Source organism: Streptomyces sioyaensis, assembly GCF_004122735.1.
In the GTDB taxonomy this organism is placed as follows: domain Bacteria; phylum Actinomycetota; class Actinomycetes; order Streptomycetales; family Streptomycetaceae; genus Streptomyces; species Streptomyces sioyaensis.
On the sequence record NZ_SDIF01000032.1, the window covers coordinates 1 to 16,006 of the forward strand.

At 71.5% G+C, this 16,006-nt stretch carries 7 protein-coding genes; 4 read left to right on the forward strand and 3 right to left on the reverse strand.

Going from position 1 to position 16,006, the window contains the following annotated elements; genetic code table 11:
- The 4 genes from EST54_RS14035 to EST54_RS14050 all read left to right on the forward strand — a co-directional run.
- On the forward strand, positions 1 to 7,179 hold a 7,179-nt coding region (locus tag EST54_RS14035), incomplete at its 5' end, for a beta strand repeat-containing protein (protein ID WP_129247942.1).
- A gap of 286 nt (positions 7,180 to 7,465) precedes the next feature.
- Positions 7,466 to 10,501: a non-ribosomal peptide synthetase gene (locus tag EST54_RS14040; protein WP_161989283.1), complete on the forward strand. Its 3,036-nt coding sequence runs from the start codon at positions 7,466 to 7,468 to the stop codon at positions 10,499 to 10,501.
- Positions 10,502 to 11,005: 504 nt separating this feature from the next.
- A complete protein-coding gene (locus tag EST54_RS35390) occupies positions 11,006 to 12,013 on the forward strand; it encodes a hypothetical protein (protein ID WP_239012511.1) in 1,008 nt (335 codons plus the stop codon).
- A gap of 120 nt (positions 12,014 to 12,133) precedes the next feature.
- Entirely contained in the window at positions 12,134 to 12,835 is a 702-nt protein-coding gene (locus tag EST54_RS14050; RefSeq protein WP_129247945.1) for a Clp protease N-terminal domain-containing protein, read from the forward strand.
- Between the two features lie 34 nt (positions 12,836 to 12,869).
- Here the strand turns inward: EST54_RS14050 and EST54_RS14055 are convergent, their stop codons facing one another.
- The 3 genes from EST54_RS14055 to EST54_RS14065 all read right to left on the reverse strand — a co-directional run bounded on the left by EST54_RS14055 (position 12,870) and on the right by EST54_RS14065 (position 15,782).
- Positions 12,870 to 13,493: an adenylyl-sulfate kinase gene (locus EST54_RS14055; protein ID WP_129247946.1), complete on the reverse strand. Its 624-nt coding sequence runs from the start codon at positions 13,491 to 13,493 to the stop codon at positions 12,870 to 12,872.
- Between the two features lies 1 nt (position 13,494).
- The gene (locus EST54_RS14060; protein WP_161989284.1) at positions 13,495 to 14,733 is read right to left on the reverse strand and encodes a sulfotransferase family protein; all 1,239 of its coding nucleotides are present in this window, start codon (positions 14,731 to 14,733) and stop codon (positions 13,495 to 13,497) included.
- Between the two features lie 317 nt (positions 14,734 to 15,050).
- Positions 15,051 to 15,782, reverse strand: coding sequence for a VC0807 family protein (locus EST54_RS14065; protein ID WP_129247948.1), 732 nt, complete (start codon positions 15,780 to 15,782; stop codon positions 15,051 to 15,053).
- Positions 15,783 to 16,006: the final 224 nt, after the last annotated feature.

The window sequence follows — 16,006 nt, forward strand, 5'->3', positions numbered from 1 at the left end:
CTCCCCTACACCGTCACCGCCACCTACAACGGCGACGGCAACTTCACCCCCTCCACCGGGACGGACAACCAGACCGTCCAGCCGGCCGATACCACCACCGGCCTCGCCTCGGCGCCCGATCCCTCCTCGGTCGGGCAGTCGACGACGTTCGTCGCGAAGATCACCCCCGAGGCTCCGGCGGCCGGTGCGCCGACGGGGACCGTGACCTTCGAGTTCGGCGATGACAGCCCGCCCGTCACGGCACCGGTCGAGGGCGGCACGGCGACGATCTCCCACACCAATCCGGAGGTCACGGCCAGCCCGTACACGGTCGCCGCCACCTACAGCGGCGACGACAACTTCAACCCCTCGGCGGGGGCGGACAGCCAGGTGGTCACCCAGGCCGCGTCGACGACCACGGTGAGCGCCGCACCGTCCCTCTCGGTGACCGGCCAGGCGGTCACCTTCACCGCGACCGTCGCCGCCGTTCCGCCCGCCTCGGGCACCCCGACCGGGACGGTCACCTACGACTTCGGCGACGACACCCCGCCCGTCACCGCACCGCTCACCGACGGCAGCGCCCAGCTCACCCACGCCTACACCAGTGCGGCGCACAGCCCGTACGCGGTCACCGTCGTCTACAGCGGCGACCTCAACTTCCTCGATTCCAACGCCACGGACATCCACAGCGTCGAACAGGCCGGGACCGTCACCACGGTGACCGCGGCGCCCGACCCGTCCGTGACGGGCGAGTCGGTGACGGTCACCGTGACGCCCACGGCACCTGGAGCCGGCATGCCGACCGGGAGGGTCACCTTCGACTTCGGTGACGGCACCCCGGTCCTGATCGCCGAGCTCGTGGGGGGCACGGCCACGGTCACCCACCCTTACACCAGCGCCGCCTCGTACATCATCTCGGCGCACTACAGCGGTGACGCCGACTTCGCGCCGTCCGACGACAGCATCGCCCATACCGTCGCTCCGGCCGCGACCACCACCACGGTGGCCTCGTCGGCGGAGCCCTCGGCAGTGGGTCAGAGCGTGACGCTGATCGCGCGGGTGGTGCCCGTTCCGCCGGGTGCCGGCGCCCCGACCGGCACGGTCACCTTCGGCTTCGGTGACGGCACCGCGCCCGCCACCGCGACGGTCTCCAACGGCCTGGCCACGGTGGTGCACACCTACACCGGCACCGCGGGCAGTCCCTACGCCGTCACCGCGGACTACAGCGGGGACGCCAACTTCGCGGCCTCGTCCGGGGCGACTGCCCAGCGCGTGGAGACCAGCGTGTCGACCACGTCGACGACGGTGAGTTCGGCGCCGGACCCGTCCACCGTCGGCGAGCCGGTGGCCTTCACCGCGACGGTCGTGGCCGTCCCGCCCGCCTCGGGCACCCCGACCGGGACGGTCAGCTTCGACTTCGGCGACGGCACCGCGGTCGTCGACGCCTCGCTCGTAGGGGGCACGGCCACGGTCACCCACACCTACACCGCCGCGGCGAACCCCGCCTCGATCACCGCTGCCTACCGCGGCGACACCAACTTCGCGGGCTCGGCCGGCCTCGACAGCCAGACGGTCGTCCTGGCCGCTTCGTCGACGACGGTGCAGTCCTCCTCCGATCCCTCGGTGACCGGCGAGCCGGTCACCTTCACTGCGACCGTCGCGGCGGTTACGGCGGGCGCCGGCACCCCGACGGGCGCGGTCACCTTCGACTTCGGCGACGGGAGCGCGACCGTCAGGGCGCCCGTCGCGGACGGGACGGCCACCGCCGTCCACACCTACGCCACTACCTCGGGCAGCCCGTACGCGGTCACCGCCGACTACCACGGCGATGCGAGCTTCACCGGTTCGACGGGCACCGATAGCCAGACCGTGGACCCGGCGGCGACGTCCACCACCGTGTACTCGTCGCCGGACCCGTCCACGGTCGGCCAGCCGGTGACCATCACCGCGACCCTGGCGGCCGTTGCCCCGGGCACGGGTGCGCCGCCCGGAACCGTCACCTTCGACTTCGGCGACGGCACCCCGACCGTCACCGCACCCGCCGTGGCCGGCCTGGCGACGGTCACCCACGCGTACACCACCACGGCCAACAGCCCTTACACCATTGCGGCCACCTACGGCGGCGACCCCGACTTCAGTCCCTCCGCGGGCACCGCCTCGCAGGCCGTGCTCCCGTCCGCGGTCACCCTCGCGGTGACCACCGGTCCGGACCCCTCGGTGGCGGGCGAGCCGGTGACCGTCACCGCGACGGCCACTCCGGTGCCGCCGGGCGCCGGAGTGCCCTCCGGTACGGTCACCGTCGACTTCGGCGACGGCACGGCCCCCAGCACGGCACCGTTGGCCGGCGGAGCGGTTCACCTCACGCACACCTACGCCTCCGTCCTCGGCAGCCCGTACACGGTCACCGCCACCTACAGCGGCAGCGGCGACTTCTCTTCCGCGGTGGCCACCGCCACCCAGGCGGTCCTGCAGGACGCCACGACCACCACGGTGACCGCCGCGCCGGACCCGTCGGTCGCGAGCCAGCCGGTCACCTTCACGGCGGCCGTGAAGCCGGTGGCGGGCGGCGGTTCACCGACGGGGACGGTGACGTTCGGCTTCGGCGACGGGACGCCCCCGGTCGCGATGCCCGTCGTCGGCGGCGTGGCCACCGTGCAGCACGCGTTCTCCGGCACGTCCGGCAGCCCCTACACGGTCACCGCCGACTACGGCGGGGACACCGACTTCACCGCTTCCGGCGGTACCGCCACGCAGACCGTCGACCAGGCGCAGTCCGGCACGGTCGTCGCCTCGTCGCCCGATCCGTCGGTCACGGGCCAGCCGGTGACCGTCACCGCGACGGTCTCGGCGGCACCGCCGGGAGACGGGACGCCGACCGGCACGGTCACCTTCGACTTCGGCGACGGCACCCCGACCGTCACCACTCCCGTCGTGGCCGGTCTGGCGACGGCCACCCACGTCTGGACCGGCACGTCCGGAAGTCCGTACGTCCTCACGGCCGACTACAGCGGGGACGCCGACTTCGGCCCCTCGACGGGCACCGGCACCCAGCTCGTCGCCCCGGCCGCGACCACCACCACCGTCGTCTCCGCCCCCGACCCGTCGGTGGTGGGCCAGCCGGTGACCGTCACGGCCACCGTCTCGACGATCGCGCCCGGAGACGGCCTCCCCACCGGGACCGTCACCTTCGGCTTCGGCGACGGCACCCCCGCGGTCACCGCACCCGTGACGGACGGCACGGCGAGCATCACCCACGTCTGGGCGAGCACATCCGGCAGCCCATACACGATCACCGCCGACTACAGCGGCGACCCCGACTTCAGCCCCTCCACCGGCAACGACGTCCAGCGCGTCGCCCCGGCCACGACCACCACCACCGTCAGCGGACTTCCGGAGCCGTCGGTGACCGGGCAGCCGGTGACGTTCGTCGCGAGGGTGACACCGGACGGCCCGGGGGACGGTACGCCGACTGGGACGGTGACGTTCCACTTCGGCGACGGCAGCACGCCGGCCGACGCTCCCGTGGTGGACGGTGTGGCAACGACCGTGCACGCCTACCCGCATACGACGGGCAGCCCCTTCACCGTCACCGCCACCTACAACGGCGACGACGAGTTCACCGCCTCGGTGGCAACCGATCCGCACCTCGTGCAGCCGGCGTTGTCGACGACCGTGGTCAGCTCGGCGCCGGCCACCTCCGTGCCCGGCCAGCCGGTGACCGTCACCGCGACGGTCTCGGCGACTCCGCCGGGAGACGGCACCCCGACCGGCACGGTCACCTTCGACTTCGGCGACGGCTCCCCCGCCGTCACCGCACCCGTGACGGACGGCACGGCGAGCATCACCCACGTCTGGCCGAGCACGTCCGGCAGCCCCTACACGATCACCGCCGACTACAGCGGGGACGCGGGATTCACGCCCTGCTCGGCAACCGGCACCCAGACCGTCGCCCCGGCCGCCACCACCACCGCCGTGGTGTCCTCCCCCGACCTGTCGGTGGCGGGCCAGTCGGTGACGCTCACCGCGACCGTCGCCCCGGTCGCACCAGGAGACGGCACCCCGACCGGCACCGTCACCTTCGACCTCGGCGACGGCACCCCCGCCGTCACCGTCGCGGTCGCCGCGGGAACGGCGACCGTCACGCACACCTGGGGCGAGACCTCGGGCAGCCCGTATCCGATCACCGCCGACTACAGCGGCGACTCCGACTTCAGCCCCTCCACGGGCGCCGACGCCCAGACCGTCGGCCAGGCCTCCTCCGGCGTGACCCTGGTCTCCTCCCCGGACCCGTCCGTGGCCGGGCAGGCGGTCACGTTCACCGCGCGGGTCACCGCCGTCCCTCCGGGCGCGGGCACCCCCACCGGGACCGTCACCTTCGACTTCGGCGACGGCACCGCACCGGTCACCGCACCGGTCTCCGGCGGCGTGGCGACCTTCACCCACGCCTACGCGGCCGCGTCCGACACTCCTTACACCGTCACGGCGCAATACAGCGGGGACGCCGACTTCGCCCCCGGCACCGGCACCGACCTCCACACGGTGTCGGCGGGCGCCGCCACCACGTCGACCACGGTGAGCTCCTCCCCCGATCCCACCGTCACGGGCCAGCCGGTGACCTTCACCGCGACGGTGGCACCGACCCCGCCCGGCGCCGGAGTGCCCACCGGCACGGTGACGTTCGACTTCGGCGACGGTACGGCGGCCATCACGGCACCGGTCTCCGGCGGCGTGGCGACCGTCGCGCACACCTACCGGACGGCGACGGGCAGCCCCTACACGGTCACGGCGCACTACAGCGGGGACGCCAACTTCAGCTCCTCCTCGGGCGCGGACCTCCACACGGTCGCGCCGGCATCCACCCGCACGACGGTGACCACCGCACCGGACCCGTCGGTGGCCGGCCAGCCGGTGACCCTCACGGCGACCGTGGCCCCGCTCGGGCCGGGCGCCGGAGTGCCGACCGGCCTCGTCACCTTCGACTTCGGCGACGGTGCACCGGCCACGTCGGCGCCGGTCTCCGGGGGCGTGGCAAGGGCCACCCACACGTATACGAGTGCGGGCGGGCCCTTCACCGTGACCGCGCACTATGAGGGGGACACCAGCTTCCTGCCGTCGGACGGTACGGACACCCAGACGGTCAACAAGGCGGCCACCACCACGGCCGTGGTCTCCTCCCCCGACCCCACGGTCGTCGGCCAACCCACCACGATCACCGCCACGGTGGCGTCCGCCGCGCCAGGAGCCGGCACCCCCACCGGCACCGTCACCTTCTCCTTCGGCGACGGCACCCCCACGACCACCGCAACCCTCTCCGGCGGCACCGCCACCACCACCCACACCTACACCGGCACCTCCGGCAGCCCGTACACCCTCACCGCCACCTACAACGGAGACCCCAACTACACGTCATCCAGCGGCACGGACCCCCAGACCGTCAACAAGGCGGCCACCACCACGGCCCTGACCTCCTCCCCCGACCCCTCCGTCGTGGGGCAGTTGATGACGGTCACCGCCACGGTGGCGTCCATCGCACCGGGGGCCGGCACGCCGACCGGGACCGTCACCTTCGACTTCGGCGACGGCACCCCCACCGCCACCGCACCCCTCTCCGGCGGCGTCGCCACCGTCACCCACACCAGCGCCTCCAGCAGCCCGTACACGCTCACCGCCACCTACAGCGGAGACGCCAACTACACCGCGTCCAGCGGCACGGACACCCAGACGGTCAACAAGGCGGCCACCACCACGGCCGTGGTCTCCTCCCCCGACCCCACGGTCGTCGGCCAACCCACCACGATCACCGCCACGGTGGCGTCCGTCGCACCAGGAGCCGGCACCCCCACCGGCACCGTCACCTTCTCCTTCGGCGACGGCACCCCCACGACCACCGCAACCCTCTCCGGCGGCACCGCCACCACCACCCACACCTACACCGGCACCTCCGGCAGCCCGTACACCCTCACCGCCACCTACAACGGAGACCCCAACTACACGTCATCCAGCGGCACGGACCCCCAGACGGTGAACAAGGCCGCCACCACGACGGCCCTGGCCTCCTCCCCCGACCCCACGGTCGTCGGCCAGACGGTCACCCTCACCGCCGCGGTCTCCGCCCTCGCCCCGGGAGCCGGCACCCCCACCGGCACCGTCACCTTCTCCTTCGGCGACGGCACCCCCACGACCACCGCAACCCTCTCCGGCGGCACCGCCACCACGACTCACACCTACACCGGCACCTCCGGCAGCCCGTACACCCTCACCGCCACGTACAACGGGAGTACCAACTTCACCGCCTCCAGCGGCTCGGACACGCAGACCGTGAGCAAGGCGGCGACGACCACCACGGTGACCTCCGCACCCGACCCGTCAGCGGCCGGCCAGACGGTCACCCTCACCGCCGCGGTCTCCGCACTCGCCCCGGGAGCCGGCACCCCCACCGGCACCGTCACCTTCAGCTTCGGGGACGGTACGAGCTCCGCCACCGCAACGCTGGCCGGCGGTCTCGCGACCGTCACCCACACCTACGCCACCAAGACGGGCAGCCCGTTCCCCGTCACGGCCGCCTACAACGGGGACGCCAACTTCACCGCGTCCAGCGGCACCGACACCCAGACGGTCAGCAAGAACACGACGACCACGACGGTGACATCGTCCCCGGACCCCTCGGTGGTCGGCCAGCCGGTCACCCTCAGGGCGACCGTCTCCGCCGCGACCGGTGCGCCGACCGGAACGGTCACGTTCAGCTTCGGCGACGGTACGAGTTCCGCCACGGCAACGCTGTCCGGCGGTGTCGCCACCGTCACCCACGCCTACGCGACCCCCACGGGGAGCCCGTTCACCGTCACCGCCACCTACGGCGGGGACGCCAGCTTCACGTCATCGAGCGGCACCGACACCCAGACCGTCAACAAGGCCGCCACCACCACGACCGTGGTCTCCTCGCCGAATCCCTCGACGACGGGTGACCGGGTGACGGTCACCGCGACCGTGGCTCCCCTCGCCCCCGGTGCGGGGTCGCCCACCGGAACCGTCACCATCGCCATCACCGGGCGCACTCCCCAAACCGTGCCGCTGGTCGGCGGGACGGCCACGACCTCGTTCAATCCGCTGCCCAAGGGGAGCCACACCGTCACCGCCCAGTACAACGGCGACGTCGGCTTCGCCGCTTCCACCGGGAGCACGGTCCAGACGGTGCCGTAGTGAGGGTTCGGTTCGGCCGGCCACCGCGCGCCGTGGCACGTCCGGCGCAGGTCCGGCGCGCGGCCGGCACACGGCGTCGCAGGTCGGTCGCACGGCCGGCGCAGGGCCGGCGCAGGGCCGGCTGAAGCGGAATCCTGCATTCCAAAGTTCCCGGTCCGGCAAATGCTAAGGGCTCCCCTAGTCGCCGAAGGCGCATGATGTGCGCCGACCGGCACCATGGAGCCGGCTTTCTCCCCGGAGGCCAGGAATGCGTGACTCGTCCGATTGTCAGCCCTACACCAGACCCTTGTCGGCCGAGGAATGGCTGTACGTGGGCATGGGCGGCCGGAACACCATTCAGCACGTCATCGAAGGCGACGGAGCCCTGGACGCCGAGGAACTCCGCACGGCGGTGGCGGCCGCCTCGACGGCGTGCCCGGGGACCCGGCTCAGACGGCAGGGGCGCCGGTGGGTGGACAGCGGGACCGCCCCCTTGGTGCACGTCCTGCCCGGCCCGTTCGACGGGCGGCTCCTGGACTCACCGGCGCTGCGCAAGCCGCTGAGTCCGTCGGGGCCGACCTGTGAGGTGCTGCTGGTTCCCGGGGATCCGGCCACCGTGGTCTTCCGGGCCTGCCATGCCGTGACCGACGCCCGGGGCCTGCTGCCCTGGGCCGTCGATGTGTTCCGGGTGCTGCGCGGTGAGCAGCCGCTGGGCGCGCCCGCGCGGCTGAACAGCGACGAGTTCCTGGCGCGGCTCGATCTGCCGGACGGCCTGCCGCCGATCCCGCAGGGCGTGGGGAAGCTGGCCTGGCCCTCCCCGCTGGGGCAGCTCCCGCGACGAGGGCGCGGGATGCTCTGGCGGCGTCGGACCGTCGACGGCAGCCACCCGGCGATCACGGCGAAGGTGACCACCGCGCTCGCCGCGGAGTACGGGCCGCAGGGCAGGGGGCAGTTCTTCGTTCCGGTCGATCTGCGCCGCCATGACGCGACGATCCGCTCCACGGCCTGGCTGTCCCAGGCGCTGGTGCTGGATGTCGCCCCCGGGGACAGCTGGGAGGAGACGCATCGCAGGATGCTCACCGCCCTCGCCGCGAAGGAGGAGCTGGCGCTGCGCACCGAACCCCGCCTGCTCCAGGCGCCGTTGCCGGTGCTGCGCCTGATGTCGGCGGCGGTCGACCGCGCGGCCGTCCGCAAGGGCCGCTTCTCCGCCCTGGGCTTCGTCACGCATCTGGGCGACTTCGGTCTCCAGGACTTCAGCGCCGCCGGATTCCGGGCCCGGACGCTGTACACCCTGGGCGGCACCGGTCCCGGCAGTCCGCCGTCGATCGAGATGACGGAGAGCGCGGGCCACACCGAGATCACCTTGGCGTGGCAGGACGGCCCGGGCGTCGCGGAGCGCGCCGAAGCGCTGCTCGACCATGTCGAAGAGGCGCTGTCGCCCCGTGCGCACCGCCACTGGGCGGGCAATGACACCGCGCGAGCGCTGCCCACGGACGGTTCGGTGGTCCGGCTCTTCCGCGAGCAGGTCCGGCGGACGCCCGACCGGGTGGCGCTCAGCGGGCCGGAGGGGACGGTCACCTATGCCGAGCTGAGCCGCCGTGCGGATGCCGTGGCCGCCGAACTGGCCCGCCGCGGCGCCGGGCGGGGCAGCGTCGTCGCCCTGCTCGCCGACCGGTCGGTGGCGGGTGTGGCGGGGCTGTGGGGGGTGCTGCGGGCCGGCGCCTGCTATCTGCCGGTGGACGCACAGCACCCGGACATCCGTCTGGCCGGGCTGCTGGCCGATGCGGGGGCCTCTTACTGCCTGGTGGAGCGGCCGCACGAGAAGCGCGACTGCATACCGGACGGTTGTGTGCCGCTGGTGCTGGACGAGCTGATGGCCGCGGCGGCGGACCCGGAGCGTTCCGGTGCCGCGGGGGACGACACGTTCGAGGACGTCGAGGTGGCGCCGGACGACCTGGCCTACCTCATCTACACCTCGGGCTCGACGGGCCGGCCCAAGGGCGTGCAGATCGAGCACCGCAGCCTGCAGCACTATGTCCACTGGGCCACAAGGGAATTCGGGGTGGATGGCGAAACCCGCCTCCCGCTCCTCACCTCGCCGTCCTTCGATGTCTCGGGCACGTCCGTGTTCCTGCCGCTGCTGGCGGGCGGCGAGGTGATCCTGCTGCGTGACGAGCCCCATCACCTCTCGCTGCGCCGCCTGCTGGCGGAGTCGGGCGCCAATACGCTGAATCTGACGCCCTCTCACCTCGATCTGATCGGGCAACTGGACATGCGCCCGGTCGGGTTCCGCACCATCATCGTGATCGGTGAGCAGCTGAGGGTGGAGGTCGCGGCGCGGGCGCAGGAGATGTTCGGGGACGGGTGCCGGATCGTCAACGAGTACGGGCCGACCGAGGCGACCATCGGGTGCACGGCGTACACCTTCCGTCCGGAGACGGATCGGCACCGGGCCGTGGTGCCGATCGGGATGCCGGCCGACAACACCCAGGTGTTTCTGCTGGATGCGCAACGGCGGTTCGTCGCCCCCGGTGAGGTGGGCGAGATGTATCTCGGCGGGGCGCAGCTGGCCCGCGGCTACCGTGGCCGACCGGACCTGGACCAGGAGCGCTTCCCCAGGCTGGCGGACGGCACCCGGGTCTACCGCACCGGCGATCTGGCCCGGGCCCTTCCCTCGGGCGGGCTGGAGTTCATCGGACGCATCGACAACCAGGTCAAGGTGCGGGGCCACCGGGTGGAGCCGGCGGAGGTGGCGCAGTGCCTGGAGCGCCATCCGGCAGCCGACCGGGTCGTGGTGGTGGCGCGGGCCAGGTCCGGCCGACCGGGCAAATCCCTGTTCGCGTACGTACTGGCCAACGCGCAGTTGACACCGGAGGAGTTGACCGCTTTCGCCGCCGAACGGCTCCCGCGGTACATGGTGCCTGCCGCGATCGTCCTCGTGCCGGAGCTGCCGTACACGGTCAGCGGCAAGGTCGACGAGAAGGCGCTGCCGGACCCGTTCACCGAGGAGCCGGGCGCCGGGGCCCCGGTCCGCGCGGATGCGGCCGCGCCGGTGGATCCGGTGGAAGAGGCGGTGGCCCAAGTCTGGGCACGCACCCTGGGCGTGGAGCGCTGCCGGCTCGACGGGCAGGCGGACTTCCACCGGATGGGCGGTGACTCGCTGTCGCTGCTCGCGATGGTCGCGGGGGTCTGCCGTGAGGTGCTGGAGTCCGGACGGGAAGAGGCGTTCATGGCGCAGCTCGCCACGATCATCAGCGACCCGACCCTCGACCGGGTGGTCGCGCTCTCCCGGCCGGCGGCCACCGGGGACCGGCAGCCGCGTCCACCGCAACCGCACCGGTGACGGCACCTGGCTGATCCAGTGGCCGTACCGGCGGAACTCCGACGAAACCCCGGTCACGAGCGCCTCGTGGCCGACCTCGTTACGTGCATGTGGAACCTTTTCGCAGCGCGAGCCCTCATACACAAGGCGCGGGTGTGCGCATGTACGCATGTCTGCATGCGCACTCACGCACCCCATGACTCATGCACGGCCTGAACGTGAAAAACGTCAACCGGTGCCGCCCAGGCGGCACTTGGGATCAGAAAGGTCTGCTGGATGAAGATTCGCCGCACTCTGACGGCCGCCGCAGCGGCTGCCGTGTTAGCGCCCGCCACCGTACTGGCCGCGCCCACCGCCGCGTTCGCAACGGAGCCGGTGTCCGAGGCCGGTCCTCGCACGCCCGCCTCTCCCGACTTACCCGATGCCGCAACACCGGCGGGTGGTGGCGCCACCGGTGGAGGCCGGAACGCCAATGATTCCGATGGTGCGGGTCAGCCCTGCGCCTTCGAGTCCGACCAGTTGCACGTGACCGTCCGCGGGCTGCCGCACCAGCTGGCGGCGGGCGGCGCCTGGACGCCCTTCTCCATGACGCTCACCAACACCACCGGCAAGGCGCTGGGGGAGGTCCAGCCCTTCCTGCTCGTGTCCTCCGCCGAAGATGTCGACCGGCCGTACTGGGAGCTGGAGACCGAGTACCGCGACGCCAAGACGGGTCGGTGGAAGACCTTCCATGACGCGGCGCCCGAGGACCTGTTCGGCTTCATTGCCGTCGGTCCGCGCAGCGCCGTCACGCTCCAACTGCGCACCCGCGTGGTCAAGGACGCGAAGCCCGGCGCCGGGTACGCGCTCGCCGCCGGCGACTACCGCAACCTCGACGGTTCCTGTGGTTCGGCCAAGGAAGCCTGGTACGACTTCACCATCCTCCCCAGGGGCGCGAAGCCGACGCAGCCCGCGACCACCAAGCCGGGCAAGCCGGGTGGCACGGCCGAGCCCAGCCACAGCGCCGCGTCCGCCTCCCAGGCGGCCCCTGCCGCGGAAATCCCGACGTGCTACGACGTCAGCAACGGGCAGTACCACAACAACGCCTTGGTGGGCCGCTCGTTCGGCATACCCAAGTCGATCCCTCTCGGCACTCAGTGGACGACCTACACCGCCACGCTCACCAACGCCTCGGCGAAGGAGCTGAAGTCGCTCGAACTCAGGGCCAAGCTGGGCAGTTATGTCTACAACGAGGGCGAGCGCGACCTGAGCCCGTACGGCGATCTGCAGTACTGGGACACCTCGCAGCGCGCCTGGAAGACGCTGCGCCAGGCCGATGGAAAGGCCGGCGGCAGCGCCCCTGGCCCGAAGACGCTGAAGCCCCGCGAGTCCGTCCACGTGCAGCTGCGGTTCAGGGTGAGCAAAGACCTGCCCCTGGACCAGACGTACGACGCGTTCACCGGCCTCACCGGCACCTTCGTCGACCGCTACCGCGACACGGACTGCACGTCCCACGGCGACGCCGACGGCGGTTTCTACCCCCGCAAGGGCTGAAACCTGCGGGGAGGGCTGCCGCCGTCGCGGCCCGACAGCGGCAGCCCAAGACGGCCCACAGCCGGAAACGAGCGTCAATTACAAGTTGACGCTGAGCGCTCGTCAACTTACGATTGACGCATGAGTCCACTCGACATCAATCTCGCCGACCTGATCGCCCGTCTCGATGAGGAACTTCCCGACGCCAACGAACTGGCCCGCATCAGTGAGGCGCGACTTCGTGCCCAGACGCTGTCCGACCTCGGTGACCAGCTCATCGACCACTACGTCAGCAAGGCCAAGCAGACCGGCGCGTCGTGGACCGAGATCGGCGACGCCATCGGGGTGTCCAAACAGGCCGCCCAGCAACGCCACACGCCCGCGGCCTTCGAGCGGTTCACCCATCTGAACCGGCACAGCATCGTGCTGGCGCAGGAGGCCGCCCGCACGCACAAGCACGACTCCATCGGCACCGAACACCTCCTGCTCGGCCTGCTCGGCGAGCCGCGGGGCCTGGCGTATGAGGTGCTGGTGGCGAAAACCGGGTCGGAGCAGCGCATCCGCGACGCGATCGAGGAAGCGCTGCCGCCGGCCGGGGAGAAGGCGCTGCGGGGTCACATCGCGTTCCGGCCGGAGAGCAAGGAGGTCATCGAGCAGGCACGCCGCGCGTCGGACGACCTCGGTCACGACTGGGTCGGCACGGAACACATGCTGCTGGGCCTGATCCGCGCCGAGGAGAGCCCGGCCGCGCAGATCCTGCGCAACCTCGGCTTCACGTCGGACGAGCTGCACGAGACGGTCAAGACCGAGATCGCCAAACGGCCCGCCGTGGGCGGCGAGTGAGAGGCAGCCGATACGTCGACTCGTGTCGAAACCGTCAGTAAGTCCTCTGACCGGCACCGGGATCGGCATCGACATCACGCAGGAGCAACCGGTTCGACGTCTCGTCGCAGCGGGACCGCACCACGCCCCTGTCCGCCAGCAGGGCGTAGACGGCGGCCGCGGATTCCGCGACCGACATGCGGTGCGTGGCCAGGCGCAGATCGGGGTGGGCCGGGGGCTCGTACGCCGCGTCCCCGGCCGTCGCGCCGTCGGCGGGCCCGGTCGCTTCCCGGGCGGACCGACGCTCCGCGCAGACCGACTGCGGTGCGTCCAAGTGGACTTCCACGTACGGGGTTCCGGAGGCCTCATGGCGCCGGCGCACGGCGTCGCGGCTGGCCGCGCCGGGGGCGGTGGCGGACACCAGAGTGAGGAAGCCGTTGCGGGCCAGGACTTCGGCGGCGAGGCCGGTGCGCTCCGCATACCGGCCCGGGTCGTCCCGGGCGGGTCCGGTGGGCAGCGTCGCGTGCCGGGCGTCGCCGTCGAGGAGTTCCACCCGGTGGCGCCGGGCGCGCAGGGTGCCGGCGAGGGCCCGCGCGACGGCGGTCTTGCCGGAGCCCGGCAGGCCGGTGAACCAGACCGTGGCGCCGGCGCATCCGCACCTGAGGCCGTCGTCGTCCATATCAGCGCTTCTCCTGCGGTACGTCGAAGCGGTCGTAGTAGAAGGCGAAGCGTTCTCTGAGTTCACCGACGTTCAGGGCGAAGTCCTCGGCGGCGTAGCGGTGCCGGCCGCTGCGGTGATTCTCGGCCGTGGCGTACTCGCGCATCGCCTTCTCGGTGACGTCGTCCAGTTCGCGGCCGGCCGCCTCGTACACCCGGCTCACTTCGCGGATCGGGTCCTCGACGAGCGGGCGGAAGAGCACATCCACGACCTGGTGCTCGTGGCCGGCGCGGTCGCGCAGCGCGGCGCGCAGCGACCGCTCGATGACGTCGGCGGCGAACTTCCCGATCAGATGCGGATTCGGGTGGTCGAAGTAGACCCTGGCGCCGTAGGCGACCATGTTGCTGTAGGAGATCACCGAGGTCACCGGGTCCCGGTGGGTCTGCACCACCGTGGCGTCCCCGAAGGCCCCGAACAGCGGCACCAGCATTTCGGCGTGGCCGGGGGACTTCAGAACCCAGCGGTCACCGGCCGGGCGGCTCCACTGGAGGAACTGCAGCATGCGCTTGAAGTAGCGGTAGCCCTCGGTGTGGTCGGTGGTCGTGTACCACTGGGCGTACGCGGGGACCAGCCCGATGTCCTCGTACATGGGTGAGCAATGGCTCAACGACAGCAGGAGGTTGTCCTCTTCGGCCTCGTCGTGCACCAGCTCGTGCATCGAGACCTGTTCGGGCAGGATCCGATTGGTCATCCCGACCTCGACCCGGCTGGCCTTGATCCGGGGGTCGGGGTCCTTGCGGGGCGCGGTGAGATCACCGGTGGGCAGGGGATGCGTCGATTCCCACAGCGGAAGGGAACGGGAGCGCTGGTCCCGGGCGATGAGCCGCTGCAGAAAGGTCGTGCCGGTGCGCGGTGCGCCGGTGATGAAGAGCGGTTCGGGTACCGGGGCGTCGAAGATCTCCGGGCGCCGGCCGGCCAGTTCCGCCAGTCGGAGCCGGGTCGACAGGTTCTTGACCAGCTGACTGTGGAGCATGAAGCGGCCGTTCGCGCTCAGCTGGACTTCGTTGGTGAGCGAGTGGCACAGCAGGGCCAGCGGCTCCTCGAAGGCGCTGCCCGCGGCGGCGGCCGGCACCTTGGCCCTGAGGGCCGCCTTGCGCTTGAGCGCTTCGGGTTCCAGCGGCCACAGCCGCGGCGCCAGCGGGCCGAGCAGCCCGTTGATCACCCGGAGCGGCCACGGCAGGCGCGGGTGTGCCAGGAACATGCCACGTGACGTGAGCTCTTGACGTTGCGGAAGCGGCACGTGGGTCAGCATCAACTTCTCCCATGGCGGTGAACCGATCGCCGGTATTCTGGTCACGCGCTGTGCATACCCGGCAAGGTTGTTCAGGAATAACTAGGAATTCTTCTGGGCTTCTGGAATTCGCCGCACGAAGAAGTCCGGGAACCAGTCGGACCTCCCGGAAAGGCCAGGGAAAAGGGCGGGACAGCACAGCACCCGGGAGGCCGGTCACGAGCCGTTCGGCTGCGTGATCGCCCACCCGGGTGCGGAAGCTTTTCTCGGATTTCCCGCGGCTCTTGTCAGGCCGTCCCGTCGTCCTTCATGTCCGCGGAGGCCCGTGATCTGGCCGGCCGCCTCCCCCGCCCGGGAAAGAGCAGCTGGAACACCCCGGTCTTGTGCAGGATGATGTGCGTGATCACCTGAAGCACGAGGTAGGTCACGAAATACAGCGCACCGTCGAGCGCCGGCACCGAATCGACGGACAGGGTGTACGCCATGATCACGCGAAGCGCCGCGTCGACGAGCAGCCCGCATCCCCACAGCACGGTCAGGCCGCGCCAGATCCGGCGGAATTGCGGATCGGTGCGCCACAGCCCTTCCAGGGTCTCCGACTTGCCCGGGAGCAGCGTCTTCAGTGCCCGGTAGGTGAACGGGCGGGAGGTGAACAGCGACCCGAGGATCCACAGGGCGATCAGCCCGGTGAACCAGCCCCCTCGGGCCAGGGCCAGGCGGGGGCTGCCGGAGATGAGGGAGCCGAGCCCGGCGAGCACGAGGATGGCGATGACGAAGAGGCCGACGCTGTCGACCCTGCGCTGTTTGACGATGGAGTATCCGGTACTGATCGCCGGCGCGGCGGCGCTGATCAGCAGCGCCATCAGTTCGCTGAAGCCCGCGCTGCGCAGCACGTAGTAGAGCCCCACGGGAAGGACGACATCACAGAGCAGGGTCACCGCGAACTGCCGGCGGGCTGCGGTCTGCTCACGTTGATTGCTGTCTTGTGTCAACTCGGTCTCGTCACGCAGTGCAGCCATCGCTGCTCCTCGACTCGTCTGTTGCTGCCCGTCCGTGCGGGATCGGACCACTCTCCGAAGTCTGCGCCACCAGAGCTCGATCGACCCTTGACACCCACGGAGTTGCATAGCTAAGCAAAAACTAGCACACGCAAGCAGACGGGGCGACCCGGCGCGGTGGTGGTGCGGTGGTGGTGCGGTGGTCCGGCCGGGGCTCCCGGGGGCGCAGAGCTTGCCACCGGCTC

Bases quoted from the DNA above. Each gene is read 5' to 3' on its own strand.
- EST54_RS14065 (WP_129247948.1), bottom strand. From the start codon at position 15,782: ATGGCTGCACTGCGTGACGAGACCGAGTTGACACAAGACAGCAATCAA.
- EST54_RS14060 (WP_161989284.1), bottom strand. From the start codon at position 14,733: ATGTTCCTGGCACACCCGCGCCTGCCGTGGCCGCTCCGGGTGATCAAC.
- EST54_RS14050 (WP_129247945.1), top strand. From the start codon at position 12,134: ATGAGTCCACTCGACATCAATCTCGCCGACCTGATCGCCCGTCTCGAT.
- EST54_RS14055 (WP_129247946.1), bottom strand. From the start codon at position 13,493: ATGGACGACGACGGCCTCAGGTGCGGATGCGCCGGCGCCACGGTCTGG.